This window comes from Streptosporangium sp. NPDC002721 (genome assembly GCF_042888905.1).
Lineage (GTDB): Bacteria > Actinomycetota > Actinomycetes > Streptosporangiales > Streptosporangiaceae > Streptosporangium.
Genome location: NZ_JBIAQI010000030.1, coordinates 20,023 through 45,375 on the forward strand (window position 1 = coordinate 20,023; position 25,353 = coordinate 45,375).

General features: G+C 71.7%; 21 protein-coding genes and 1 pseudogene. 11 read left to right on the top strand and 11 right to left on the bottom strand.

Features of this window, described 5'->3' with window-relative positions:
* Window positions 1-8 precede the first annotated feature (8 nt).
* The gene (locus ACFYWM_RS35710) at window positions 9-1,358 is read right to left on the bottom strand and encodes an extracellular solute-binding protein (protein WP_389923257.1); all 1,350 of its coding nucleotides are present in this window, start codon (window positions 1,356-1,358) and stop codon (window positions 9-11) included.
* 468 nt (window positions 1,359-1,826) lie between these two features.
* Here ACFYWM_RS35710 and ACFYWM_RS35715 point away from each other — a divergent pair, with 468 nt between their 5' ends.
* The 4 genes and pseudogenes from ACFYWM_RS35715 to ACFYWM_RS35730 form a co-directional block, all read left to right on the top strand.
* A complete protein-coding gene (locus tag ACFYWM_RS35715) occupies window positions 1,827-2,570 on the top strand; it encodes a GntR family transcriptional regulator (RefSeq protein ID WP_389923260.1) in 744 nt (247 codons plus the stop codon).
* A 92-nt stretch (window positions 2,571-2,662) separates the two neighbouring features.
* On the top strand, window positions 2,663-3,232 hold the full coding sequence (locus tag ACFYWM_RS35720) for a DJ-1/PfpI family protein (protein ID WP_389923263.1): 570 nt from the start codon (window positions 2,663-2,665) through the stop codon (window positions 3,230-3,232).
* Window positions 3,233-3,251: 19 nt separating this feature from the next.
* Window positions 3,252-4,073, top strand: coding sequence for an alpha/beta fold hydrolase (locus ACFYWM_RS35725; RefSeq protein WP_389923266.1), 822 nt, complete (start codon window positions 3,252-3,254; stop codon window positions 4,071-4,073).
* A gap of 67 nt (window positions 4,074-4,140) precedes the next feature.
* Window positions 4,141-4,254, top strand: a pseudogene (locus ACFYWM_RS35730) (sugar O-acetyltransferase); the annotation flags it as partial.
* 35 nt (window positions 4,255-4,289) lie between these two features.
* On the opposite strand, the gene ACFYWM_RS35735 reads toward ACFYWM_RS35730, so the two are convergent.
* Together ACFYWM_RS35735 and ACFYWM_RS35740 are read right to left on the bottom strand one after the other, a co-directional pair.
* Entirely contained in the window at window positions 4,290-4,856 is a 567-nt protein-coding gene (locus ACFYWM_RS35735) for an NADPH-dependent FMN reductase (RefSeq protein WP_389923270.1), read from the bottom strand.
* Window positions 4,857-5,391: 535 nt separating this feature from the next.
* Window positions 5,392-5,877, bottom strand: a complete 486-nt coding sequence (locus ACFYWM_RS35740) for a MarR family winged helix-turn-helix transcriptional regulator (RefSeq protein WP_389923273.1) — start codon at window positions 5,875-5,877, stop codon at window positions 5,392-5,394.
* Window positions 5,878-6,067: 190 nt separating this feature from the next.
* On the opposite strand from ACFYWM_RS35740, the gene ACFYWM_RS35745 reads away from it, so the two are divergent.
* From ACFYWM_RS35745 to ACFYWM_RS35760, 4 genes are all read left to right on the top strand, one after another.
* On the top strand, window positions 6,068-6,862 hold the full coding sequence (locus ACFYWM_RS35745; protein ID WP_389923276.1) for a trypsin-like serine protease: 795 nt from the start codon (window positions 6,068-6,070) through the stop codon (window positions 6,860-6,862).
* A gap of 191 nt (window positions 6,863-7,053) precedes the next feature.
* Window positions 7,054-7,623 carry a hemerythrin domain-containing protein gene (locus ACFYWM_RS35750; protein WP_389923279.1) on the top strand — a complete coding sequence of 190 codons (570 nt, stop codon included), beginning with the start codon at window positions 7,054-7,056 and terminating at the stop codon, window positions 7,621-7,623.
* 189 nt (window positions 7,624-7,812) lie between these two features.
* Entirely contained in the window at window positions 7,813-8,313 is a 501-nt protein-coding gene (locus tag ACFYWM_RS35755) for a hypothetical protein (protein ID WP_389923282.1), read from the top strand.
* Window positions 8,285-9,178 (top strand): alpha/beta fold hydrolase, encoded by an 894-nt coding sequence (locus tag ACFYWM_RS35760; protein WP_389923285.1) that lies wholly within the window; start codon window positions 8,285-8,287, stop codon window positions 9,176-9,178. The genes ACFYWM_RS35755 and ACFYWM_RS35760 overlap by 29 nt, the downstream gene beginning before the upstream one ends.
* Before the next feature lie 152 nt (window positions 9,179-9,330).
* On the opposite strand, the gene ACFYWM_RS35765 is transcribed toward ACFYWM_RS35760, so the two are convergent.
* The 8 genes from ACFYWM_RS35765 to ACFYWM_RS35800 form a co-directional block, all read right to left on the bottom strand.
* Entirely contained in the window at window positions 9,331-9,894 is a 564-nt protein-coding gene (locus tag ACFYWM_RS35765) for a hypothetical protein (protein WP_389923288.1), read from the bottom strand.
* 325 nt (window positions 9,895-10,219) lie between these two features.
* A complete protein-coding gene (locus ACFYWM_RS35770) occupies window positions 10,220-10,864 on the bottom strand; it encodes a sarcosine oxidase subunit gamma (protein WP_389923291.1) in 645 nt (214 codons plus the stop codon).
* A 112-nt stretch (window positions 10,865-10,976) separates the two neighbouring features.
* A complete protein-coding gene (locus tag ACFYWM_RS35775; protein WP_389923293.1) occupies window positions 10,977-14,018 on the bottom strand; it encodes a 2Fe-2S iron-sulfur cluster-binding protein in 3,042 nt (1,013 codons plus the stop codon).
* A gap of 211 nt (window positions 14,019-14,229) precedes the next feature.
* The gene (locus ACFYWM_RS35780; protein WP_389923296.1) at window positions 14,230-14,508 is read right to left on the bottom strand and encodes a sarcosine oxidase subunit delta; all 279 of its coding nucleotides are present in this window, start codon (window positions 14,506-14,508) and stop codon (window positions 14,230-14,232) included.
* Window positions 14,509-14,521: 13 nt separating this feature from the next.
* On the bottom strand, window positions 14,522-15,742 hold the full coding sequence (locus ACFYWM_RS35785; protein ID WP_389923299.1) for a sarcosine oxidase subunit beta family protein: 1,221 nt from the start codon (window positions 15,740-15,742) through the stop codon (window positions 14,522-14,524).
* A 39-nt stretch (window positions 15,743-15,781) separates the two neighbouring features.
* Window positions 15,782-18,208 carry an FAD-dependent oxidoreductase gene (locus ACFYWM_RS35790; RefSeq protein WP_389923302.1) on the bottom strand — a complete coding sequence of 809 codons (2,427 nt, stop codon included), beginning with the start codon at window positions 18,206-18,208 and terminating at the stop codon, window positions 15,782-15,784.
* A 100-nt stretch (window positions 18,209-18,308) separates the two neighbouring features.
* Window positions 18,309-19,298 (bottom strand): NAD-dependent epimerase/dehydratase family protein, encoded by a 990-nt coding sequence (locus tag ACFYWM_RS35795; RefSeq protein ID WP_389923305.1) that lies wholly within the window; start codon window positions 19,296-19,298, stop codon window positions 18,309-18,311.
* Complete coding sequence (locus tag ACFYWM_RS35800) at window positions 19,291-20,376, bottom strand: substrate-binding domain-containing protein (RefSeq protein ID WP_389923308.1); 1,086 nt, start codon at window positions 20,374-20,376, stop codon at window positions 19,291-19,293. Before ACFYWM_RS35800 ends, ACFYWM_RS35795 begins: the two co-directional genes overlap by 8 nt.
* A 115-nt stretch (window positions 20,377-20,491) precedes the next feature.
* Here ACFYWM_RS35800 and ACFYWM_RS35805 point away from each other — a divergent pair, with 115 nt between their 5' ends.
* From ACFYWM_RS35805 to ACFYWM_RS35815, 3 genes are all read left to right on the top strand, one after another.
* Window positions 20,492-21,241 (top strand): sugar phosphate isomerase/epimerase family protein, encoded by a 750-nt coding sequence (locus tag ACFYWM_RS35805; protein WP_389923311.1) that lies wholly within the window; start codon window positions 20,492-20,494, stop codon window positions 21,239-21,241.
* Window positions 21,238-22,410, top strand: a complete 1,173-nt coding sequence (locus ACFYWM_RS35810) for a Gfo/Idh/MocA family protein (protein WP_389923314.1) — start codon at window positions 21,238-21,240, stop codon at window positions 22,408-22,410. The genes ACFYWM_RS35805 and ACFYWM_RS35810 overlap by 4 nt, the downstream gene beginning before the upstream one ends.
* Window positions 22,411-22,483: 73 nt before the next feature.
* A complete protein-coding gene (locus ACFYWM_RS35815) occupies window positions 22,484-25,348 on the top strand; it encodes a glycoside hydrolase family 9 protein (RefSeq protein WP_389923316.1) in 2,865 nt (954 codons plus the stop codon).
* Window positions 25,349-25,353: the final 5 nt, after the last annotated feature.

Genomic DNA, 25,353 nt, shown 5'->3' on the forward strand with positions numbered 1-25,353 from the left:
GGGATCACTCACAGTCCGCCGCCGCCCTTGCGGTTGCCGGAGTCGAGTACGCCCTGCTGCTCCTTGGCGATGTCGTCGAGCGCGTCCTTCGGCGTCTTCGCACCGTTGAGAGCCGCGTTCACGTTGGTGTTCTCGATGTCGACGAGGCGCGCGTACTCGGGCACGTTCCACATGTCCCGCATCCGCGAGACCGAGTCGGCGTACACCTGGTTGAACGGCCCGGCCTTGAGGAACTCGGGCGACTCCAGGGCGTCCGTACGCGACGGCACGCCACCGGCCGCGGCCCACTTCTTCTGGATGTCGGCCTGCTCGAACCACTTCATGAAGTTCAGGGCCTCCGCCTGGTTCGCCGCGGGGGAATAGGCCGACACGTGCATCCCCATGCCGCCGAGAGGCACCAGGTTCGTCTTCTGGCTCGGCAGGGTGGCGAAACCCAGCTTGTCGAGAATCTGCTCCCGCGTGGTGCCGAGCGTCGACTGCTTCGGGTCGAGCAGGCCGCCGCTCGCGGCGATCCAGTTGAACGCGATGCATGCCTTGCCCTGGGCGACCGCCGCGTTCACCTCGTCGATGAACCAGTTGCCGGAGCCCTTGGCGGTCAGCGGCTTCATCTTGTTGACCAGGACGTCCATCGCCTGCTGGCCCGCGGTGTCGTTGATGACGCCCTCGATCTTGCGCGTCTTGGGGTCCCAGAGGTTGCCGCCGTAGACGCCGTTGACCGTGTTGTAGGTCACGGCCGCGGCGTCGGAGCCGTTGGCCTGGTGGAAGGCCAGCCCGCTGACGCCGGGGTTGTCCGCCTGGCACTTCTCGGCGACCGAGATCATCTCGTCCCACGTCTGCGGTGGCCTGTCGCCGATCAGGTCCTTGCGGTAGATCATCGTCCAGGTGTCGCCGAGCAGCGGCAGTCCGTACAGGCTGGCGTTCTCGTCGCGCTTGCCGGTCTCCGCCTGGGGGTACTGGCCGTAGGCCGCCAGGAGGTACGGGTTGTAGGCCTTGACGTCGATGTTCTTCTTGACGAAGTCGGTGAGGTCGAGGATGTTGCCGTTCGTCACGGCCTCGCCGATGTGCTGCGAGTCCAGGATCGGGATGTCGAAGTCGGTCTTGTGCGCCGCGAACTGGGTGAACATCGCGTCGTGCCAGTTCGCGTTCGGCACGGTGTTGACCTTGATGGTCACGTTCGACCGCTCCTTGGTGTACTCCGCGTTCGCGAAGGTTTCCAGCGCGTGGGCGGGGGGCCAGTCGAACCAGATGAAGCTGAGGGTCAGCGGGTCCTTGGTGAGCTCCGGGATGGTCGCCGGCGCCTTGGGGGCGCTCGCCTTCGCGCCGTCGTCCTGGCCGCAAGCCGCCATGGTCGTGGCCACCAACATGGCCGCCGTCGCCAGCTGAACCTTTCGACCGGGAACGGACAGTCGTCCTGTTCGCTGTGGATACCGCATCTTCTTGCCTGCTTTCTGGGGGGTGGACCTCTGGAGCCTTGCTGCGTGCTCCGCCGAGCGGTGGCTGGGTTGTTCAGGCGTGTCGCCGGCTGTCGCAGGGGCTGACCCGCGGACCGGCGTCACGGGTACGCCGCGACGTAACGGGGCTTCAGGCAGTCGAGAAGTCCTTCGGTCCTTGTGGGACCCGGTGGCGAACCGAGCAGGACGTCGAGCATGCTCATGAGAGCTCCAACCGATCGAAGCGGAGCGACGGCGGGCGGTTCCCCGATGGGTGAAGGATGGCCGGCATCCGCCACCTTTCCTATACGATCCGGGTGGGGGCGTCAACATCCCGTAGCGTTGCGACCGATGTCGACAGGTTCCCGAAGACGCAGGAAAGGACCTCACGTCACGATGGACGACGAAGCGGTGATCGCGCGGCGCCGTGGGGCCATGACGGGCGGGACGCCGCCGGGAAGATCTCGCGGCCGGCTCGCCGACGAGGTGTACGACACGCTGCTCGGACAGCTGATGTCGCTACGGATCGAGCCTGGCTCCCGCGTCACGATCGACGCCCTGGCGCGAGAGCTGGGGGTCTCGCAGACGCCGATCCGAGACGCCCTGAACCGCATGGAGGCCGAGGGCCTGGTCGTGCGCGTGCCCCATGCCGGCTATCGCATTCCCCCTCAGATCACTCGTGACCGATTCGAGGACATGCTTGAGGTCCGCCTGCTCCTGGAGCCGGCGGCGGCGCGCAGATCCGCCGAACGCGCGTCCTCGAAGCAGGTGGCCGGTCTGCGGCGAATGCTGGAGGAGATGGCGGAGCTGGAGGGGGGCGACGGGCTCATGGCCTATGGCGCCTTCGGGCTGCGTGACGCCGCTTTTCACGATCTCGTCGCCCTGAGCGCGGAGAACCAGGTCATCCGCGAGGCGCTCGCCCGCCTGCACGCGCACGTGCACCTGTTCCGGCTTCTCCACGACACCCAGGTCACCCACCTGGCCATGGCCGAGCACGAGGAGGTCCTGGCCGCGATCGCCGCGCGTGACCCCGACGCCGCCGCCTACGCCATGCGCCGGCACATCCTGCTGTCCGGCGAGCGGTTCCGGCGGTTGTTCGACGAGGCCAAGGGCGCGGACGGAATGGCGACGGAGGCTTGACGGGCGGGCTGGGCCGAGGAATGCTAACCCAATCGGATCGGATTGGATCGGATTGGATCCACTTCACCCGCCCCAGATGCGAGGAGAAGCAGGTGCCCAGAGCACTGCTCCTGACCGGCGACGCCGCCGAGGAGCTCGACACCATGTATCCCTACTATCGCGTGCAGGAGGGCGGCTGGGACGTCGACGTCTCGTCACGGACGATGCGTGACGTTCAGCTGGTCATCCACGAGTTCGACCCCAACTCCGACGCCTACGTGGAGAAGAACGGCCGGAAGCTGCCGGTCGACGTGCCCTGGGCCGAGGTCGACGTCGAGCGCTACGACGCCCTCATCATCCCCGGGGGACGTGCCCCCGAGTGGATCCGGGTCGACGCCGACGTCAGGCGCATCACCGAGCACTTCTTCGCGCGCGACCTCCCGATCGCGCTGGTGTGCCACGGCGCGCAGGTGCCGGCCGTGTACGGGCTGCTGAAGGGGCGGAAGACGGCGTGCTTCCCCCCTATCACCGGTGACATGGAGAACGCGGGCGCGACGGTCGTCGACGCTCCCGACGTCGTGGACGGCAACCTCGTCTCCTGCCGGGGATGGCCTGACATGCCGCAATTCGGCAGGGCGATGATGGAGGTCTTCTCGAAGTCCGTCGACCCCGCATCGGCATGAGCACACCGGACCTGCCTCGGTGACGGCACTTCGGACCGTCGCGGTCGACGGCTCCCCCGTCCACGTCCTGGAGAGCGGCACCGGGCCCGCGGTGCTGATGCTGCACGGCTCCGGACCCGGTACGACCGGATCCGGCGCCTGGGCGACGACGGCACAGGCGCTGGGCCCGTCCTGGCACCTGGTGGCTCCCGACCAGGCGGGGTTCGGCCGTACACCGATCCCGGAGGGCTCCAGGGGTGGGCTCCGGCTGTGGACGGAACAGGCCGCGGGCCTGATGGACGCTCTCGGTGCCGAGCACTACGCCGTGGTGGGCCACTCCATGGGCGGTGCCGTGGCGCTGGCGCTGGCGGCCGCGCGTCCCCGGCAGGTGACCCGTGTCGTGGCGGTCTCGACGATGGGCGCCCCCGGGGCACCGCTGTCCGCCGAGCTCGACGCGATCTGGGCCGCCCCCGCCGGCCCGCTCGGGGCGCGGGACATGTTGAGCCGCCTCGTCCTCGACCAGGCGCTCGTGACCGAGTCGGCCGTCGCCGCCCGTGCGGCCGCGATGCGAGCGGGGGCGGCCGCGTTCGCGTCGCTGTTCCCTCCGCCCAGGGCACGTTGGGCCGACGAGCTCACCCTCTCGGCGCGAACGCTGGCGGGGATCCGCGCGCCCGTGCTGCTCGTCCACGGCGCCGAGGACCGGGTCACCCCGCTCGGGACGGCGGCCCTGCCCCTGCTCGAACACCTGGCCGATGTCCGTCTGCACGTGTTCGGCCGATGCGGGCACGTGCCGGCGCTCGAGCACCCGCACGACTTCGGGCGACTCCTGTCGTGCTTCCTCGGCCGGGAACGAGGTCACTGATCGGCGCCGACGGGCCCAGGGCCCGTGCCCAAGCAGATCAGCGTGAAGCAGGCGTGATCCGCGCAGCGGGGTGATCGTCCTGGCCGGGGTCACGATCGGGGAGAACACCGTCGTGGGCGCCGGCGCGGTGGTCACCCTCGACCTTCCGGCGAACGTCGTCGCGGTGGGCAATCCCGCCCGGGGCAGATCCGCCACGCGGTGCGCGTCCGCTCGGAACTACAGGTCCGGGAGGTCGTGGTGGTGGCGCCGGATGTGCGTCGCGAAGGCGCGCATGTATCCGGTCAGGAATTCGGCGGTGGACGGCACCTGGATGTCGCCCTGCTCGTCGATCAGCCCCTCGGTGAACCGGATGTAGGCCTCGGGCTGCCCGAGCACCGGGGAGTTGGTGAAGGACAGGATGCTCTTGAGGTGCTGCTGCGCGACCGCGGTGGAGATCGGGCCGGGTGAGGCTCCGGCGATCGCGGCCGGCTTGCCGTTCAGCACGCTGGTCCCGTAGGGCCGGGTCGCCCAGTCGATGGCGTTCTTCAGCGCGCCCGGGATGGACCGGTTGTACTCCGGGGTGACGAACAGGAGGGCGTCGGAGGCCTTGATCGCGTCCTTGAACTCCTGGGCCACGACGGGGTAGTCCGGGTCGTGGTCGTGGCTGTACAGGGGCAGCTCGCCGATGGGGATCTCCGAAAGACGGAGTTCCGGCGGCGCGAGACGGCTCAGGGCCAGGGCGAGCTTCCTGTTGATCGACTTCCGGGACAGGCTTCCGACGATGTAACCGACGGTGTAGGTCATTGCTTTCCTCTCAGGGCATGAACGTGCCGCCGTCGACGCCGACGGTCCGGCCGGTGAGGTCTTCGAGCTTCTGGTTTCGGGGGCACGGGCGTCGTGCATCCTCGGGGGCGTCTCGCGTGCCCGCCGGGCTGTCCCCCGACGAAAGCGACCGTCTCGCCGAGCGGCGCCCGGCCCGTACGGGCGTGATCCACCGTGACGTCCTCGAACCCGATCGACACGCCGCAGAAGAGAACGCATCCGGTTTAGTCACGTTAGCGACGGTATCATTGCCGATAGTATCATTTAATACCATACAAGGGCATGTGAGTCTCGTCATGCACGGCGAGGCCGGACCCCGGCCGGACCCGGGACGCCGACGCCGCAGCCCTCAGGGCCGGACTCCTCACGAAAGCCGCGCGGGACGAAAGACGCCCCCGCCACAGGATGAAGCGCGCCTCCACGGCGGGACGAAGAACGCCTGCACCGCAGGACGAAGGGCGCCCACGAGGCGGGACGAAGCGCGCCCATGAGGCGGGCGAAGGGCTCGCGGGCGCGCCTATGCCTTGTCGCCCGCGGGATAGGCGAGCCGGGTCAGCAGATCCCTCAGCAGCTCGGGCTCGCCGGGCCCGAGCCCGGCGACCAGACGCTCGGCCAGCGGTTCCGCCGCCACGTGGGCCGCGTCGAAAAGCTCGACACCCCGGGGCGTGACCTCCACCGCCCGCGCCCGCCGATCTCCCGGAACGGCCTTGCGCACGGCGAGCCCCTTACGCTCCAGGTCGTCCACGACCCGCATGATTCCCGCCTTGTCCGACCCCGTCGCCACGGCCAGGTCCCGCTGCACCGTGGCCCCGCGGTCGACCAGCACGATCAGCACGGCGAAATGCCGCAGCTCGATGCCGAGCGGCTTGAGCGCCTCCGCCATCACCGTGGCCGCGCGCCAGTGCGCCTGGCGCAGCAGCAGACCGAGGGCGAACGGCGAGGTGTCCCCCGGGCGGTCGGTCGCACGCGAGGTGGTGGTTTCGCGAGGAACATCGGCACCCATGAGGGCATATTACCGAACATGATCCCATTCGAAACGGTATCAGGTGAGATTAAATCCGGTTCGGCGGCCGGCCCCGCCTCGTCGTACCTGATCGGGGGTTCGGCAAGCAGCGAGTAGATCTTTGCGCACTCCGTATCAAATGTAACCCTTGGGCGGTTACAGTTCCTGCGTGCGTTTTATCCCCTTTGTCATGATTTCCGTTACGCTCACCGCGACCGCCGCCTTCCCCGCCTCCCCCGCCCTGGCCATCACCAACGGATCGCCCGACCTGACCGCTCACCCGCAGGTGGGTGCCGTCATCGGCGACAAGCCGAACGGTGACGGCACCTGGTCCTACTGCACCGGCACCCTCATCTCGCCGACCGTCTTCCTCACCGCCGCCCACTGCGCGGAAGAGGGGCAGAAGACCGCCCGGGTCTCCTTCTCCCACCGCTACCAGGACGGGGACAAGATCCACACGGGCCGCTACGTCCTCGACTCGCGGTACAAGGACAAGTCCGATCTTCACGACATGGCCGTTGTCATCTTCGACACGGCCGTCCCGGACATCAAGCCCGCCAGGCTGCCCTCCGAGGGCCTGCTCGACCGCCTCGACGCCGCCAACGCCCTGGAGATGACGCGGTTCACCCCGGTCGGGTACGGCGCCGTGGCCGCGGCCAACGTCCCGGCCAAGGGAAAGCACGCCTCGACCAAGGGGAAGCAGAGGGTTCGGCTGACCTACAACGACACCCGTCACCAGGCGTCCATCTCCTTCAAGGACCTCACCCGCAGGTGGCTCAAACTCTCGCTCGCCTCCAAGGGCGACGGCAGCACCTGCTTCGGCGACTCGGGCGGCCCGAACTTCCTGGGAGGGCCCACATCCGACCTGCTCGTGGCCACGACGATCAGCGGGGACGACGACGCCTGCAAGATGACCAACTACGACTACCGCCTGGACACCCCTCAGGCCCGGGCCTTCCTCAAGAAGTTCGTCACCCTTCCCTGAACGGGCGAGCGGCCCCGAACGGGTGAGCGGCCCCGAGCGGCCTTCCTGACGCGGGAAGGTCACCGGACAGGTATCGGCCGCCAAAAGCTTGTCCTGCTCGCCGGTGTCCGCCGCGGCGCCGCGTCCCTTTCGCGATCTCGTTGGTGATCACCGCTTCGGAGCGGCCCGCGCACGAGGAGAGGACAAGGCGGATGAGCACGACCCAGGACACCGATGTCATCGCGGTGCTGACGCACGACCACCGCGAGGTCGAGCAGATGTTCAGCGAGCTGGAGCGGCTGGGCGAGAGCGATGTCGACCGGCGCCGGCAGCTGACCGAGAAGGTCATCATCGAGCTGGTACGCCACTCGGTCGCCGAGGAGGCCTACCTGTATCCCGCGGTGCGGGAACTGGTGCCCGGCGGCGGGGAGCTGGCCGACCGGGAGCTGACCGAGCACGCCGAGGCCGAGCAGACCATGAAGCTGCTGGAACAGACCGACGCCGACGACCCCGACTACGAGATCTTGCTGGGCCAGCTGATGAGCGTGATCCGCACGCACGTGCGGGAGGAGGAAGGCGAGCTGTTTCCCCGGCTGCGCGACAACGCCACCCCGGAGCAGCTGGCCGAACTGGGGCACAAGGTACAGGCGATAAAGAAGATCGCGCCGACCCGGCCGCATCCGGCCGCGCCGGACACCCCGCCCGCCAACAAGGTGCTGGGACCGTTCGTCGGGCTGGTCGACCGGATGCGCGACGCCGTCACCGGACGCGGCAAGGACTGAACACGCCGGCGCGGGCGAACCGGCGGCACGACCGCCGGCGACACGGTGATCGGCTCCGACCGCCGGTCCCGCCGAGGGCGGCTCCAGAGACCGGCCGAGACGGCGTACCTCTCCCGGCTCGACGCGAACTCGGGCGGCACCTCCTTCATACTTGACATACACTGCCAAGTACTTGCTATCTTTCGTCAAGTGAACCATGCGAGTACGGCGGAGCACGTCGAACTGGCCGGAGAGCTCGTCCGGCTGATGGAAACCCGGATCGTCGACCCGCTCGAGATCCTCTTCGAGTCGGATGACCAGGTCCGGCCGATACGGGAACGCCTGCGCGTCGAGGCCGAGGTGTGGGCGGCACAGCTGCTCGGCCCGGATGACAGGCTCGCGGTCCGTACGGCGGCGCGGCTGATCGCGGCGGCCTTCCCCGGCGACGAGCCGTTCGACCCACCGGAGGCGTGGTGGCGTTCGGCCTTCGGGCGGGCCGTCGCCCGCCGCGTGGGACACCCGGGGGCCGTGGCCGTACCGTACGCCACGGCCGCGGCCATGCTCGGCATCACCCGCCAGGGGGTTCACGACCTCGTCAAGCGCGCGAAGCTCGCACGCCATCCCGACGGCGGGGTGACCACGGAGTCCGTGCGCGCCCGGCTCAACCAACCGAAGGAGCAGCGTGTCCCCTCAGGACATCACCATCACTGACCACGTCGTTCCCCTGGCGGCCCGCGACCACGGCGGGGACGGCCCCGCGGTGGTGCTCCTTCACGGGCTGGGCGGGACGCTCGAAGCCTGGGACGCGCTCGCACCGCTCCTCGCGCGAAGGCACCGGGTCGTGGCCGTGGACCTGCGCGGCCACGGGCTGTCGGGGGACGCGCCCTGGGAGTGGGACGCGGTTCTCGACGACCTCGACGCCGTGGTCGAGCGTTTCCGCCTGGACCGTCCGGCGATCGTGGGCCACTCCCTCGGCGGCATGCTCGCCGTCATGTGGGCGCGACGCCACCCCGGATGCCCGGCGATCGTCAACCTCGACGGCCTCAGGTCCGCGGAGAACGACCCGGGCAACTATCCGGGCATGGCGCGGGACGCGCTCGGGACGGCCCTCGATCGGCTCAAGGCCACCTTCGACGCCCAGGCCGCTGCGATGGGCCTGCCGGTCCCCGCCGAACAGGTGCCGATGCTCCCGCGAAGGGCCCTCACCACCCGGGACGGCCACAGCTATCTTCGCCCCGGCCCGGAGATCCTGGCGGCGCTGCGCTACACCCCGGAGTTTCGCGACACGATCCCCCTCCTGCGTACGGTGACGTGCCCCGCGCTGGTGGTACTGGCCGACCGGGACCCGGCGGGGATGGACGGCGGTGAGCTCATGGTCGCCTTCCGCCGAGGGGTACGGCGCGACCTTCGCGACCTCCCCGGCACCGTTCACGTGACCGAGCTGGCCGCGAGCCACAACATGGTCGCGGAGCGGCCGGGCGACCTCGCCGATCTGATCGTCCGGTTCCTCGCGAGCGGCGAGAAGCCGCAGGCCGAGCCCGCCCGCGGGCCGGCTGCGGCGGGGAGCCAGGTGTGAGGCTCAGATCATCCGTCTCAGGGCGCTCTCCACGACGTCGATGAGCGGTCGCCCTCGGTGCCGAGGTGGCGGGAGGCCGGGGTGGCGAGGCCGTTGCTCTCGAACGCCGCCCGCCGGCGTGAGAACGCGCTCGGCGTAGGACAGCGGTTCCTTCATCGGCCTGCCCTCATCAGGCTCCGGCAGACGTGGCAGGGGCAGGCCACGATGAAGGTCCCGCCGGTACGCCGGTCGGCGGGCCAGCGCGCGTCGATCTCGGCGGCCGCCGTCAGGCACCCGGGACAGGCGTCGGTACGGCCGGGCCGCCACTGCGCATCAGAGCCGGTGAGGTCGTCGGCGTCCAGTCCGCACAGGGTCAGCCTCCAGTGCCCCGAAGCGTGGTAGCGCCGGGGCTCCCCGCCGAAGTCCTCGTTCCAGCGCTGGTCCGGCGGTGCGTAGGACGGCCGAGTCGAGGTGGGGGTGTGGCCGGGCGGGCCGGTGTGAAAGACGTCCACGGCGGCCTGGCACCACACGCACGCGTAACCGGTCGCCGTCTCACGGCGGCTCCGCCAGGTGGTGGACCGTTTCGTCGGGTGGCCGCAGACGGAGCACGGGCCGATGTCCACCGGGGGGTAGGGGGGCTCCACCCAGCCGGGCCAGCCGCCGGTCTCCTCCAGGGGATCGCCGTGGAGATAGAAGTACGCCCGCCAGCCGCTGTCGTCGACCATCGGAAATGTCATCCTTGTCATCCGCTGAGTTCCGCCTCGGCGAACGCGCCCACCACGGCGTCACCGGTCGCCGAGATCCTAGCCGCACAGGGACACCATGGATCTTCACGCGCTCGCCGACGGGTCCCCGGTGCGAGGATCGACGCCACGTCACCACCGCGGGGATGTCGGCCGATGCCCCGTCGGCCACGTTCGGCGCCGCCGTGAAGTCACCGGTGTACGCGCCGTGCTTCCCACCGCACGCCGGGCCGGGCCGGTTCGGCTCCGGCGGGTAAGGGCGTGACCCCCTGCGGCGGGCCGTGGCCGCTCGCCGGTGGGGCCGGAGCCCGGGGTCACCTCAACCGTTCAGATACTCCCCCGCCGCGTCGAGGAGCCAGGCCGCGAGGTAGTCGGCGAAGGACGAGCGTACGAAGACGTGGAACCCGTCCTCGTCGCGGGCGGCGAGGATGACCTGGGCGCGGGCGAGCATGGTCTGGGCGCAGCGGCCGGGGCCGAACGCGCGGGGGTGCAGGTCGAGGGCGCAGCCGTGGGAGAGCAGGTCACGGGCCTTCGGGCCGGTCACGAGCAGCACGGTCCGCTGGGCGGAGACGTCGGTGACGGCGGCGTGCCCGGTCCCGGCGGCGGCTCGCAGGCGGGCCTCCAGGCCGGTGTCCCCCGGAGGCCCGACGACCAGCCACTCGTCGGGACCGAGCCACAGCACCTGGCGGCCGCTCACGGAGGTGGCGGACGGCGGCGTGTCGGGGCCGGTGCTCGCGGAGGTGGCGTACGGCGGCGTGTCGGGGCCGGTGCTCACGAGGGTGCCGGGTTCGGTGGGAAGAAGCGGGACGCCGAGGGCGCGGGCGATGTCGGCGGCGGTACCGCTCGCGGGGTCCACCCGCAGGTCGACCTGGGTGAGGAAGGGCAGTTCCGCGACGCGGAGGTCCCGGCTCGACACCGGTTCCAACCGGGCCAGCGGGCTCAACCGCCCGGCCGGCTCTGTCACAGGCGGTTCCGTCACGGTCGGCTCCGTCACGGTCGGCTCCGTTCCTGGCGGTTCCGTCACGGACGGCTCCGTTCCTGGCGGCTCCGTCACGGACGGCTCCGTCACGGGCGGCTCAGCCATCGCGGCGCGCTCCCTCGGGGTCGTAGAGGACGTGGTGGGTGACGGTGACGGGCAGCAGTTCCTCCCCGACGGGTACGTACAGCCGCTCGCCGACGCGTTCGCGCCCGCCGCTGACGAGGGCGAGGGCGAAGGTCCTGCCGAGCACGGCGCTGCGGTAGCTGGAGGTGACGTGCCCGAGCATCGGGACCGGCGGCTCGGGCAGCCGGTCGACGGCCACCAGCTGGGAGCCCTCGGGCAGCAGGACGTCCGGGTCGAGCGGCAGCAGGCCGACCAGGTGCTTGCGGTCGGGCCTGGCGGTGTCGGCCCGGGTGAAGGAGCGCTTCCCGAGGAAGTCGGCCTTCTTCTTCGACACCACCCATTCCATGCCGAGGTCGGCGGGCGTGACCGTGCCGTCGGTGTCCTGGCCCACGATGGGGTAACCCTTCTCGGCCCGCAGCACGTGCATGGTCTCGGTCCCGTACGGGGTGACCGCGCCGGTGGCCTGGACGGCCTCCCACAGGGCGAGCCCGTCCCAGGCGCTGACGTTGATCTCGTACGCCAGCTCGCCGGAGAAGCTGATCCGGCACACCCGCGCGTCGAGACCCGCCACCCGGGTGTCGCGCCACGTCATGAACGGGAAGCTCGCGTTGTCCACGGCCAGGTCGGGGGCGAGTCCGGCCAGGATCTCGCGGGAGCGCGGCCCGGCGAGCGCGACCGTCGCCCAGTGCTCGGTGACGGAGGTGCAGTAGACCCGCAGCGAGGGCCACTCGGTCTGCAACCACTCCTCCATCCAGTCGAGGACGGCGGCGGCGTTGCCGGTGGTGGTGGTCACCAGGAAACGGTCCTCGGCCAGCCGGATCACCGTGCCGTCGTCGAAGACCATGCCGTCGGGGCGGCACATCACCCCGTAGCGGATCGAGCCGACCTTGAGGGTGCTCATCAGGTTGGTGTAGAGGCGGTCGAGCAGTTCCGCGCTGTCGGGGCCCTGGATGTCGATCTTGCCGAGCGTGGAGGCGTCCATGGCCCCGGCGGCCTCCCGCACGGCCCGGCACTCGCGCAGGACTGCGGCCTCCATGTCCTCGCCCTCGCGGGGGTAGTACCAGGGCCGCTTCCACTGGCCGACGTTCTCGAACGGCGCCCCGTACGCTCCGTACGCCGCGTGCCACTCGTGCAGCGCGGTGACCCGGACCGGGTCGTGCAGCGCTCCCCTGTCGCGCCCGGCGAGGGTCGCGAAGGAGACCGGCAGGTAGGGGGCGCGGAAGGTGGTGGTGCCGAGTTCCCCGACGTCCACGCCGAGGACGCAGGCGACGACACCGCTGGTGAGCACGCCGGAGGTCCTGCCCTGGTCGTGCCCGGTCCCGGCGGTGGTGTAGCGCTTGACGTGCTCGACCGAGCGGAGCCCGGCCCCGGTGGCGCGCATCACGTCGGCGACGGTGACGTCTCGCTGCAGGTCGACGAAGTGGGTCCGGTAGTCGTCGGCGGGGACGAGCCACACGTGCTCCGCGGGGGCGGTTCCGGGGGCCTCCACGCCCGGGGACGCCTCCCCTGCTCTCCGGGTGAACGCGCCGGAAGGCGAAGGGGTCCGGAACCCGGCCGCCTCGGCGGCCCGCGCCCCGGCGGCGGTGCCGTCCTCCAGACAGGCGGCCAGGCTGAGAAGCCCTCGGGCGGCCCCGGCGACCTCGACGGCCTGGCGGGTGCTCCCGGGGACGAACGAACCGAGCGCCTCGTCGTAGCGGAGCGTCCCCCCGGCCTGGCCGAACAGGTGAACGGCCGGGTTCCAGCCGCCCGAGACGAGCAGCAGGTCGGCCTCGATCTCGCGTCCGCCGAAAGGAATCACACTCGAAGGGACCGCCCTCGAAGGGACCGCTCCGGAGGCGGGTGTCCCGGAAGAAGCGGCCCCAGAACCGGCCACCGCAGAGGGCCCCCTCTCGGAAGAGGTCGTTCCGGAGATGAGTGTTCCGGAAGGCGTGCCGCCCGCGGCGGGTCTCTCCGAGACGGTCACGGAGACAACGCCGTGCTCGCCGTTCGCGCGGGTGACGAAGTGACCGGTGAGCACCTCGGCATCGCCCAGACCGTCCAAGCCCCCTGGACCGCCCGAACCACCCAGGCCGCCCAAGCCACCCGGACCGTCCGGGCCGTCGCGGCCCGGGTCTCCGGCGGCACGCGTGTCCACGATGGCGGCGATCTCGACACCCGCGGCGGCCAGGTCGCGGGCCGCCGCGTAGGCGCTGTTCCCGCTGGTGAACACCACCGCGCGGCGGCCGGGCAGGACCCCGTACCGGTTGACGTACGCGCGTGCGGAACCGGCGAGCATGACGCCCGGCAGGTCGTTGCCCGCGAAGGCGATCGAGCGCTCGTGCGCGCCCGTGGCGAGGACGACGCGGCGGGCCCGAATACGCCAGACGCGTTCGCGGGAGGAGGCGTCCTCCCCCCTGCGCTCCACGGCGACCAGGTAGTTGTCGTCGTAGTGGCCGAACACGCTGGTGCGGGTGAGCACCCGCACCTCAGGGTGGCTCCGCAGCGCGGCCAGCGCGGTGGCGGCCCACTCCGTGCCCGGGACGCCGTCGACGGTCTCGCCGGTGTCGGGCAGGCTGCCGCCGGGCGACGGCCGGTCGTCGGCGAGGATCACCCGGGCGCCCGACGCGGCCGCCGTGGTCGCCGCCGCCAGGCCCGCCGGGCCCGCGCCGACCACCAGGACGTCGCAGTGCGCGTACACGCCGTCGTAGCGTGCCGGGTCGGGCACGTCGGCGAGCCTGCCCCTTCCCGGCAGGCCGGTGGCCACCAGTCCCGCGTACAGCTCGACGACGGTGGCCTGGAGCATCGGCTCGGGGAAGGGGTGCTCGATCTGGACGACGGCGTTCGGCTCCTCGGTCCAGGCGGCGAAGATCCCGCGGGGGCGGCCCAGCGTGACGCTCGTCGCGACCGTACGGACACCGTTGGCGAGCAGCGCGGCGGCGAGCGTGTCACCCCGGTGGCCCTCGTAGTCGCGGCCGTCGAACCGGAACGGCAGCACCTCCCCGCGACGGCCCGCCCGGCGGAACGGCTGCCCGCTCACCGGCGCACCGTTCCCTCACCGGCGGCCCGAACGCCCGCGCCACCGGGATCCGAGAGACCCACGCCGCCGACAGCCTGAACGCCCGCGCCGCCGGAGACCCGGAAGCTCGTGCCATAAGCCCGGAAGCTCGTACCGGAGACCCGGAGGTTCGTACCGGAGACCCGGAGGTCCACGTCGGGAACCGGGAGACCCGCGCCGGTCACCGCGCGGTTCACGCGTCCACCGGCCTTGGCTCGCCGATGTGGTAGACGGCGCGGAACTCGCCGGTGGCGGTGTCGCGGACCGCGTTGAACCAGCGGCGGCATCCGGCCCCGTGCTGCCAGCGTTCGGCGAACGGCCCCTTGGGGTTGTCGCGGAAGAACAGGTAGCGGGCCCACTCCTCGTCGGAGAGCGCGGCGGGGTCGCCGGGGTAGGCGACCTGGGCCTGCCCGCCGTAGTGGAACTCGGCCTCGTCCCGTGGACCGCACCACGGGCAGGGGATCAGCAGCATCGGTCGGGCTCCTTCAGTGGGCCACCGCGGCGGCGCCGTGCTCGTCCACGAGCGCGCCGGTGGTGAATCGTTCGAGCGTGAAGGCGGCGTTGAGGGGATGCGGCTCGCCGTGGGCGATCGTGTGCGCGTAGCACCACCCGACGCCGGGGGTGGCCTTGAAGCCGCCGGTCCCCCATCCGCAGTTGACGTAGAGGCGGTCGACGGGGGTGAGCCCGACGACGGGCGAGGCGTCGGGGGTGACGTCGACCACCCCGCCCCAGGTCCGCAGCACGTGGGCCCGCGCGAAGACGGGGAACAGCTCCAGCGCCGCCGCCATCTGCCGCTCGATGATGTGGAACGCGCCGCGCTGCCGGTAGGAGTTGTACGCGTCGATGCCCGCCCCCATGACCAGCTCGCCCTTGTGGGCCTGGCTGACGTAGACGTGCACCGCGTTGGACATGACCACCGTGGGGTGTACGGGCTCCAGCAGCTCCGAGACCAGGGCCTGCAGCGGGTGGCTCTGCACCGGCAGCTCCACCCCGGCCATCCGGCCGACGACCGAGGAGTGCCCGGCCGCGCACATCGCGACCCGGCCCGCGGCGATGCGGCCCCTGGTGGTGCGTACGGCCTCCACCCGCCCGTCCACGACGTCGACGCCGGTGACCTCGCAGTGCTCGATCAGGTCGACGCCCATCGCCGCGGCGGCGCGGGCGAATCCCCAGGCCACGTAGTCATGCTTGGCGATCCCGGCGCGCGGCTGGTAGGTGGCGCCGAGGACCGGGTAGCGCGCGTCGGGCGAGACGTCGACGATCGGGCAGACCTCCCTCACCTCCTCGGGGCCGAGCCATTCGGCGTCGACGCCGTTGAGGCGGTTGGCGTTCACCCGGCGGACGCCCTCCCGGACGTCCTGGAGGCTGTGCGCGAGGTTGAGCACGCCGCGCCGGCTGAACAGGATCGGGTAGCCGAGGTCCTCCTCCAGCCCCTCCCACAGTTTCAGCGAGTGCTCGTAGATGCCCGCGCTCTCGTCCAGGAGGTAGTTGGACCGGATGATGGTGGTGTTGCGGGCCATGTTGCCGCCCGCCAGCCAGCCCTTCTCCAGCACGGCCACGTCGGTGATCCCGTGGTTCTTCGCCAGGTAGTACGCGGTGGCCAGGCCGTGGCCCCCGCCACCGACGATCACCACGTCGTAGGAGGCCTTCGGCTCGGGACTGCTCCACAGCCGGTCGGGGTGCTCGGGCAGCGCCTCGGTGCTCATCGTCGTCCCCTCTCGATCCCGCCGGCCCCGCCGGCGCCGCTAGCCACGCAGGCGTTCCATCGCCGGGTCGTACAGCGGCTCCTCGGCGACGACCGCGGCCACCCGCTGGTCGAAGTAGCCGATGCGCAGCTCCCGCCCCGGCACGGACAGCTCGGCCGGCAGCCAGGCGTAGGCGATGCCCTTGCCTGTCGTGTAGCCGTAGGCGGCGCTGGTGACGTATCCGACGGGGGACGCGCCGTCGTACACCGGCTCCTTGCCCATGACGACGGCGGCCGGGTCGTCAACGGTGAGGCAGGTGAGCCTGCGCCGGGGGGTCGCGGCGCGCTCGGCGAGGGCCGCACGGCCGATGAAGTCACCCTTGTCCGCCTTGCGCACCGCGAAACCGAGTCCCGCCTCGTACGGGTCGTGCTCGTAGGTCATGTCGGTGCCGAAGGAGCGGTAGCCCTTCTCCAGCCGCAGGCTGTTGAAGGCGCCGCGGCCCCCCGCGATGATCCCGTGCTCCTGGCCCGCCTCCCAGAGGGTGTCCCACAGCTTCGCGCCCATGTCGGCCGTCGTGTAGAGCTCCCAGCCCAGCTCGCCGACGTAGGAGAGCCGCAGCGCGGTGACGGGCACGGTGCCGACGTACGCCCGCGCGGCGCGGAAGTAGCGGAAACCGCCGGGGCCGAAGGCGGGCCCGGCGAGCGGGGCCACGACCTCGCGGGCCCGGGGGCCCCAGACGCCGACGCAGCAGGTCCCGGGGGTGAGGTCGGTGACGGTGACCGACCCGTCGGCGGGCAGGTGGCGGCGGAGCCAGTCGAGGTCGAGGTTGCCGTTGGCGCCGACCTGGAACAGGTCGCGGCCCAGCCGGGCCACCGTGACGTCGCTGCGGATGCCGCCGTCGTGGTCGAGCAGCAGGCAGTAGGTGACCGAGCCGACGGGCTTGTCGACGTCGCCCGTGGAGACCCGCTGCAGGAAGGCGGCGGCCCCGCGGCCCGCGACCTCGATCCGCTTGAGCGCGCTCATGTCGTACAGGGCCACGGCCTCGCGCGTGGCCCGGGCCTCGGCGCCGACGATCGGCGACCAGTGGCGGGCGGCCCAGTCGTTGGGGCGGGGGATGTCACGCCCGTCGAGCAGGGGCGCGTTGGCGCCGTACCACTGGGGGCGCTCCCAGCCGGAGGCCTCCAGGAAGTACGCGTCCAGCTCGCGCTGGCGGGCGTGGAAGGGGCTGGTGCGCAGCGGGCGCAGGTTCTCGGCCGGTTGGAGCGGGTGGATGATGTCGTAGACCTCGACGAAGTTCTGGCAGTCGCGGGTGCGGACGTACTCGGGGGCGAGCTGGTGGGCCTCGAACCGGTTGACGTCGCACTCGTGCAGGTCGAAGGACGAGCAGTGGCCGTCGGCGAGCCACTCGGCCATCGCGCGGCCCACCCCCGCCGAGTGGGTGACCCACACCGCCTCGGCCACCCAGAAGCCCTCCACGTCGCGCGAAGGCCCGAGCAGCGGCATGTTGTCGGTGGTGAAGGAGAACAGGCCGTTGATCCCCGGTTCGAGCCCGGCCTCCCCGGCGGCGGGCAGCAGCGCCTTCGTCTCGGCCCAGGCGGGGGCGAAGTCCTCGGCGGTGAACGGCAGCACCGACGGCATGACCTCGGCGTCGGCGATCGGGAGGATCTCCTCGGCGGTGGTCGGCATCGGCCGGTGGCCGTAGTAGCCGACGCCGAGCCGGTCGAACCGCTCCCGGTAGTACAGGTCGGCGTCCTGGTGGCGCAGGATCGGCCGGACGGCCTCCTCGGCCTGCCCGGAAAGAGCGGGGACGGGGCCGGTCCAGGCGAGCTGGTGGGCGAGGGGGGTGAGCGGCAGCGCCATGCCGACCATGCCCGCCACCTTCGGGCCCCAGATCCCGGCGCAGCAGACCACGAGGTCGGCGGGGATCTCGCCCCGGTCGGTGACGACGGCCGTGACCCGGTCGTCCTCGACGCGGATGTCCAGCACCTCGTGCCGGTCGAGGACCCGGACGCCCCGCTCCCGGGCGCGCGCCAGCTGGACCTCGACGGCGCGTACGGCCCTCGCCAGGCCGTCGGTGGGGACGAACAACCCTCCGAGGATCATGTCCCGGTCGAGCAGGGAGTGGCGCTCCACGCATTCGCCGGGGGTGAGCAGGCGCGCCTCGATCCCCCAGGAGGTCGCCCACCCGTGGCGGCGGTGCAGCTCGGTGAGCCGCTCGGGCGTGGTGGCCACCTCCAGGCCACCGACCTGGAGGAAGCAGTCGAGGGCGACGAGTTTCTCGACGGTGTAGCGGGCCAGCTCCGCCATGGTCTTGGACGGGTTGGTCTGGAACACCAGGCCCGGCGCGTGGGAGGACGATCCCCCGGTGGCGGGCACGGCGCCCTGGTCGACGACGGTGACGTCATCCCGGCCCCTGGCCGAGAGCTCGTCGGCGAGGGCCGCCCCGACGACCCCGGCCCCGATGATGACGACGCGTCGGCCCGGCATACCCACCTCCGTCGTTGCGCAGTCCGAAACGAAGTGCGCTTCCCGCAACAGATTGTCCTCCCGTCGACAACACTGTCAAGGACGGGCCGGGGGACGGCGGTCAGTCCTCGGCGGGCACCGGGTGGAGGTGCCGCGCGGTGAAACCGAGCAGGGCGGACGCGGGTTCGAGGTCGATCGGCACGGTACGGCCGGGGAAGCGGCGCCGCCGGGGAACCCCGGGGTGACAGAGGTCGAGAAGGTGTTCGGTGGGCAGCGGGGAGAGAGTCTCCGGCGCGGCGACGTACAGCACGTGGGAGCCGGGGACGGTGACGGACAGCGACAGCAGCAGGGCGCGGGCGGCGTCGCGGATGTCGAGGTAGCTCCACAGGTCGGCCGCGCCCGCCTCCGGGCTGCGGGCGTATCTGGCCGCCGTCTCCGGCAGCCTGCGCTCCGCGTCGCCGACGAAGGGGAACCGCAGGGCGACCGTGGTCATCCGGTGGCGGAGGGCCATCATCTCCGCGGTCGCCTCGTCCGCCCGCTTGGACAGCGCGTACGGGTCGGTGATCCGCAACGGGGTGGCGACGTCGACCGGGAGGTACGGCGGCGACGTCGGCCGCACCGCGAACGGCAGCCCGCCGATCGCGTAACTGCTGGCGATCACCGCGTTGCCCACCCCGCGACGCCCGGCCTCCTCCAGCACGACGAAGGTCGCCCGCGCGTTGCCGGTGAAGACGTCCTCCGGCGTGCCCAGCCGGGGCGAGGGCAGCGCGGCGAGGTGGATCACGCCGTCTGCGCCCTTCATGGCCTCGGCCACCACGTCCGGGTCACGGGCGTCGCCGACCACGACCCGGTCGGCGGGAAGCTCGCCGCCGAGATGACCCCCCGGCGGCCCGCCCCCTGACACTCCGCCCCCTGACGCTCCGCCCTGCGACACGCCTCCTCCCGGCAGCCCGCCCCCCGACGGCCCGCCGCCCGGCGCCCCATCCCCCGGTGCCCCATCCCCCGGTGGGAGTACGAGGGCGGTCGCGGCCACGTTCTCCCGGGCGAGGAGGTCGAGGACCGCGCGCCCGACGTGGCCCGCCGCGCCGGTGACCAGCACCCGGTCAGGCATTGCGGGCCCGGGCGGTGGTCTGGCGGATGTGGAGCCGGGGCTCGATCTGGATGTGTACGGGCGACTCGCCCAGCCGCCCCTCGATCAGGTCGGACAGCAGCCGTGTCGCGACGACGCCCACCTGTTCCTTGCCCGGCGCGACCGCCGTCAGGGGGGGATCGGCCAGGCTGGCCAGCTCGTCGTCGTAGGCGACCAGCGACAGGTCCCCGGGGATCGAGACGCCGTGGGTGCGCGCGTGCTGCAGCAGGACCAGGGCGTCCTCGTCGCCGTGGCACAGCAGGGCGGTCACCCCGGCCGAGGTCAGCTCCTCCAGCACGGCCGCCGGGCCGCCCGGCCCCCAGGCCGGGCCGGTGCCCAGCCTCTCGCCGGTGATGTTGGGCACGTCGGCGTCCATGCCGTACCTGGCGATGGCGTCGACCCAGCCGCGGCGCACGAAGACGGCGCTCTGGGAGTCACCCCTGCTGATCAGCGCGACCCGCGTGTGCCCGAGGTCGCGCAGGTGGCGCATGGCGCTGGCGACCCCGCGTTCGTGCGCCGAGCGCACCGTGGACAGCCGTCCCAGCTCCTCGCCGGGCACGGCGCGTTCGATGAGCACGACGGGCACGGGCACGTCGTCGAGGTAGGCCAGGGCGTCGTGGTCGTTCCCGCCCACCGACGGGGCGAGCAGGAGACCCGCGCATCCGGTGGAGACCAGCTCGGCCACCAGCTTCGGCTCCTCGGCCCGGTCGTAGTTCGACAGCAGGAGGCGGACGTCGCCGCCCGTGCCCGCGGTGACCGACCGGATGCCGTCGACCACGCGGCGGAAGTAGTAGGCGGCCGGTATCAGCACGCCCAGCGTGCGGTGGGGCGCCGGGGCGCCGCCCGAGCCATGGCCCGGGGACGCGGACTCGGCGGGGACGCTCTTGAGCATCGCCCCGCCGCGGACCTTCTCCAGTACGCCGTCGTAGATGAGGGCCTCCAGGTCCCGGCGGACCGTGACGTGCGAGACGCCCAGCTCGCCGACGAGCTGGGAGACGCGGACGGCCCCCTCACGTTGCGCGGACTCCAGGATCCGCGACCTTCGCTCAGCACTCAGCACCTGTGACCCCCTGTCGCCGAGGCGTGGAATCTCATCTTGATTGAAACTATTGACCACTAACGAAAAGTATTCGTAACATAAATGCGCCAAAATGTAAAGTTATGAGGGGTTGTTCGTGCCTGTTCCCGCTGTACAGCTTTACTCCGTTCGCACCGAGATCGCCACGCGACCGGCCGCGATCCTGCGGTCCGTCGCCGAGATGGGGTTCCGCGCCGTGGAGCCCACCGCGGGCCTGGTCGGTGACGACCCGCACGCCTTCCGCGACGCGCTGGCCTCGGCCGGGCTCACCGTATCGTCCCTGCACGGTCCGCTGCTCGACGAGCGCAGGGACGCGGTGGCCGCCGCCGCGAGGGGGATCGGCACGGACACCGTCATCGTCCCGGCGATCGCGGCGGAGGGGTTCGCCGACCGGGCGAGCGTCGAGGACAGCGCCCGCCGCGTCAACGAGGCCGCCAGATGGGCGGCCCGGGCGGGGTTGAGGCTCGGCTATCACAACCACCACTGGGAGTTCGCCCAGGTCGTGGCGGGGCGTCCCGCGTTCGAGCTGTTCGCGGACCTGCTGGAGGCCGAGGCGCTGCTGGAGGTCGACGTCTACTGGGCCCACGTGGGCGGGGCCGACGTGCCTGAGCTGCTCGGGCGGCTGGGAGAGCGGGTCTCCCACCTGCACGTCAAGGACGGTCCCGGCACGGTCGACGCGCCCATGACCGCCGTCGGCTCGGGCACCCTGCCGATCCCCGCCATCCTGGCGGCGGCGCCCCCGGGGGCGTGGCGGATCGTGGAGCTCGACCGGTGCGACGGCGACATGCTGGACGCGCTGGCCCGGTCGCGGCACTACCTCTCCGGCCTCACCGGACTCCCGGCATGAGCGGCACGAGCTCCGTGAGCGGCACGAGCTCCGTGAACATCGGCGACAGGCCGGTCGGTGTGGCCGTGGTGGGCTGCGGCGTCATCAGCGGGCAGTACCTGCGCAACCTCGCGGACTTCCCCTCCGTACGCGTGGTGGCGTGCGCCGACCTCGACCGGGCGAGGGCCGAGGCCGCGGCGGCCGAGCACGGTGTCGCGCACGCCTGCGGCCCGCAGGAGGCGCTGGGACTGCCCGAGGTCGAGCTGGTGGTGAACCTGACGACCCCGGCCGCGCACGCCGAGGTCGCCGAGGCCGTGGTCGCCGCGGGCCGGCACGTCTACAACGAGAAGCCGCTCACGCTCGACCGCGAGTCCGCGAGGCGGCTGCTGGCGGCGGCCGGACGGGCGGGCGTCCGGGTGGGGAGCGCGCCGGACACCTTCCTGGGCGCGGGCCTGCAGGCGATGCTCCGGCTGCTCACGGGGGGCGGCGCGGGCCGGCCGCTCTCGGCGGTGGCCCTGATGCAGGGGCCGGGGCCGCAGCGCTGGCACCACGATCCGGAGTTCCTCTTCCGCGCGGGCGGCGGGCCGCTGTTCGACATGGGGCCGTACTACCTGACGGCCCTGGTCACCGCGCTGGGGCCGGTGGCCCGCGTCACGGCGATGTCGGGCAGGTCGCTCGACCGGCGGGTCATCGGCGCGGGGCCGCGCGCGGGCACGAGCTTCCCCGTGGAGGTCGCCACGCACGTGACCGCGCTGCTGGAGTTCGCCTCCGGCGCGGTCGCCACCACGGTCTTCAGCTTCGACTCCCCGCTGGGCCGCCAGGACTTCCTGGAGTTCACCTGCACCGAGGCCACCGTCGCCGGGCCGAACCCGAACGGTTTCGGCGGCCCGCTCCGGTCGCGCCGGGCGGGCGAGACCGGGTGGAGCGCGCTGCCGGTGCCCGGGACGGTGACCGGGCGCGGCGTCGGCGTCGCCGAGATGGCGATCGCCCTCAGGCGGGGCCGCCCGCACCGGGCGAGCGGCGAGCTGGGACTGCACGTGCTGGACGTGATGACCTCGATCGGCGAGTCCGCCGAGCGGGGCGAGTTCGTCGACGTCGCCTCCACGTGCCCGCGCCCGGACCCGCTCCCGGAAGGGTGGGACCCGCGAATCGCGACCCCGATGGAACAAGAAGCAAACCGAACTATCTAAATATTTCACACTTCTTGCCATCTGGTTTCGTGTGTATGAACATGAGCCAGATGGAAGGAGCGTGAGCCCAACAATGTCCCTCCCCCCACACGCTCGATCACTCCGGCGCCTGTTGCCGGTCGCGGTCGTCGCCGTGCTGTCCACACTGGTGGCCGCCCTGCTGCCCGCCCTCCCGGCGCGGGCGGCGGGCACGGTCGAACAGGTCGCCGTCAGCCAGGCCGGATACGGTTCCGGCTCCTACAAGGCCGGTTACGTCGTGGCCACCGACAAGCTCTCCCCCTGGACCTGCGAGGTCGTGCGCGGCGGCGCCGTGGTCCTGCCGGGCTGCGTCCTGGCCGACCACGGCGTCGTGTGGGGCAGGCGGGTCTACAGCGTGGAGCTGACCGCCCTCACCCAGCTCGGCACCGGGTACACCCTCCGGGTCAACGGCGTCTCCTCGCCCCCGTTCGACGTCGCGGACGACGTCTGGGACGGCTACAAGGACGAGATGACGGCGTTCTACCGGCTGCAGCGCGCCTCGGTGGCCACCTCCTCGGTCTACCCGGCCGGATACAGCAGCGTGGCGCCCTCCGCCAAGGTGTTCCACGGCGCCGGGCACCTCGACGACGCGGCCTCCGCGGACGGCACCGTCCACCACGACCTGACCGGCGGGTGGTACGACGCCGGCGACTACGGCAAGTACGGCGGCAACCAGTGGGTGGGCGGCCAGATCGCCCTCGCCTACCTCCGCAACCAGGGTTCGGCGCGGGTGCGGTTCGACAACGACGCCAACGGCGTGCCCGACCTGCTGGACGAGGCCAGGTTCGGCGCGGAGTACCTTGTCAAGATGGCCGCCGTCGCCGACGGCGCGATGTACGACGTGCGGGGCAACGGCACCTTCGACCCCCCGGAGACGCAGACCGACAACGTCCCCGGCACCTCCGACGACCGCAGGATCAGCGGGCTCGGCGTGGGCGGCTCCGCCAAGGCCGCCGGCGCGCTCGCCGCCACCGCCCGCGCCATCGAGGGCGCCCTGAGCACGGGAGCCGTCGCCGCGGGCAGGGTCGCGGACTTCCAGGCGTTCGCCCAGCTCTGCGAGGAGACGGCCAGGACCTTCCACGACTACGCCGCCGCCCACCCCGACGACCCGATCGGTTCCTACTCCACGCGCGGCGGGCTGTCCAACTCGCTGCTCTTCGCCGAGGTCGAGCTGTTCCTGCTCACCGGCGAGGCGCCCTACGGCCAGGCCGCCACCGCCAAGATCGGCGCCCTCACCTTCGACGACCTCGCCTCGACCAACTACTGGGACCTGCGGCCCTTGTCGATGGCCGAGTTTCACCCGGTGGCGAACGCCGCGACCAAGCAGAAGATCAAGGAGCTGCTGACCCGGCAGGTGGAGTTCTTCCTGTCGATGGCCGACGACACGCCGTACGGCGTGCTCAACCAGTTCAAGAACTTCGGGGTGAACGAGCCGCACGTCTCCTATCTCGGCGACATGATGCGCTACTACGAGCTGTTCGGGGACCAGCGGGTGCTGCGGGCGGTGCTCAAGGGGACGTACTGGGTGTTCGGCGCCAACCCGTGGAACGTCAGCTGGGTGTCCGGCGTCGGGGCCAGGCACGTGAAGTTCCTGCACACCAGGCTGGACGCCGAGGCCGACGACCAGACCGGCACCGGCGTGGTGGTTCCGGGGGCGATGGTGAGCGGGCCCAACGCCAGGGACCCGCAGGACCCCAGGAGCGCGAGCCCGTGGTACGCGGACCGGCCGATGTGGCAGGACAGCGCCCAGCAGTGGCGCTACAACGAGTACAGCATCAGCATCCAGGCCGGGCTGCTCTACACGATCATGGGTCTGATCAGGTCGAACGGCAACCCGAGCAGCGCCGCGCAGTCCCCGATCAGGCTGCCGGTCACCTCCCCGGTCATCGGCGACCTCGTCACCGGCGACGTCACGGTCTTCGCCCAGCCCGCCGCCACGCTGAGCGGCGCGGACCTCGGGCCCGAGCACACCCCGATGCCCCTGGTGAACGGCGTCCACACCGGCACGGTCAACGTCGACGGCGTCACGCCGTACACCAACCGGCGGGTCGACGTGCGCGGGACGCAGGCGAACGGCGCGCACACCTACTCCTCCACCCACCTCACGGTGGCGCCCCCGCCGCCGACCCCGCAGACGCCGCTGGTCTACGACGACTTCGGCGGCGGAGGGGTCTTCGGCTCGCAGAACATGGCGTGGGTGAACTGGTGGAACAACCAGGCGGGCATCGGGATCTACACCAGGCAGACCATCGACGGGCGCACCGCGGGCCGGTTCTTCCAGAACCCGGCCTCGGCCTCCTCGCAGGCGAAGTTCCAGCCCTGGCACCACGCCGTGGACGCCTCCGGCTACCGCTACCTCAGCGTCGTGATGAAGAGCCCGTCGCCGGGGGCGCGGGTGTGGGTCGCGCTCAACGACGGCACGAAGGGCTACCGGGTCTCGGGGACGGCGCCGCTGACCGTGCCGAACACCTGGACGACCTACGACTTCGACCTGAACGCGTTCCCGCTGATGGACAAGTCCAGGGTGAAGATGGAGATCTGGCTGCAGCAGACCGCCGACGCCGACGGTGAGGTGCACGTCGACGACGTCTCCTTCACCGGCAAGCCGGAGGGCACCGCGCCGGCGCTGAGCGGGGTGACCCTCAGCCCCGCGACCGGCACGGCCACGACCGCGTTCACCTTCACCGCCACCTACACCGACGCCGACAACCGGCCGCCGTTCTCCGTCGACCTGGTCCTCGACGGCGTCGTCCGCAGGATGGCCGAGGTCACCCCGTCCGACACCGTCTACACCGACGGCAAGGCGTACCGCCTGAAGGTCTGGCTGCCCAGGGGGGTGCACTCCTCCTACGTACGGACCACCGACACGACGTCACCGCTGGTGAGAACCGCCGTGCAGACCGGCCCCACGGTGAACTGACCCGC

Excerpts from the sequence above, each read along its gene's own strand:
- ACFYWM_RS35740 (WP_389923273.1), bottom strand. The coding sequence starts at position 5,877 with ATGGGTGCCGATGTTCCTCGCGAAACCACCACCTCGCGTGCGACCGAC.
- ACFYWM_RS35735 (WP_389923270.1), bottom strand. The coding sequence starts at position 4,856 with ATGACCTACACCGTCGGTTACATCGTCGGAAGCCTGTCCCGGAAGTCG.
- ACFYWM_RS35795 (WP_389923305.1), bottom strand. The coding sequence starts at position 19,298 with ATGCCTGACCGGGTGCTGGTCACCGGCGCGGCGGGCCACGTCGGGCGC.
- ACFYWM_RS35715 (WP_389923260.1), top strand. The coding sequence starts at position 1,827 with ATGGACGACGAAGCGGTGATCGCGCGGCGCCGTGGGGCCATGACGGGC.
- ACFYWM_RS35750 (WP_389923279.1), top strand. The coding sequence starts at position 7,054 with ATGAGCACGACCCAGGACACCGATGTCATCGCGGTGCTGACGCACGAC.
- ACFYWM_RS35785 (WP_389923299.1), bottom strand. The coding sequence starts at position 15,742 with ATGAGCACCGAGGCGCTGCCCGAGCACCCCGACCGGCTGTGGAGCAGT.
- ACFYWM_RS35790 (WP_389923302.1), bottom strand. The coding sequence starts at position 18,208 with ATGCCGGGCCGACGCGTCGTCATCATCGGGGCCGGGGTCGTCGGGGCG.
- ACFYWM_RS35765 (WP_389923288.1), bottom strand. The coding sequence starts at position 9,894 with ATGACATTTCCGATGGTCGACGACAGCGGCTGGCGGGCGTACTTCTAT.
- ACFYWM_RS35815 (WP_389923316.1), top strand. The coding sequence starts at position 22,484 with ATGTCCCTCCCCCCACACGCTCGATCACTCCGGCGCCTGTTGCCGGTC.
- ACFYWM_RS35745 (WP_389923276.1), top strand. The coding sequence starts at position 6,068 with ATGATTTCCGTTACGCTCACCGCGACCGCCGCCTTCCCCGCCTCCCCC.
- ACFYWM_RS35810 (WP_389923314.1), top strand. The coding sequence starts at position 21,238 with ATGAGCGGCACGAGCTCCGTGAGCGGCACGAGCTCCGTGAACATCGGC.
- ACFYWM_RS35780 (WP_389923296.1), bottom strand. The coding sequence starts at position 14,508 with ATGCTGCTGATCCCCTGCCCGTGGTGCGGTCCACGGGACGAGGCCGAG.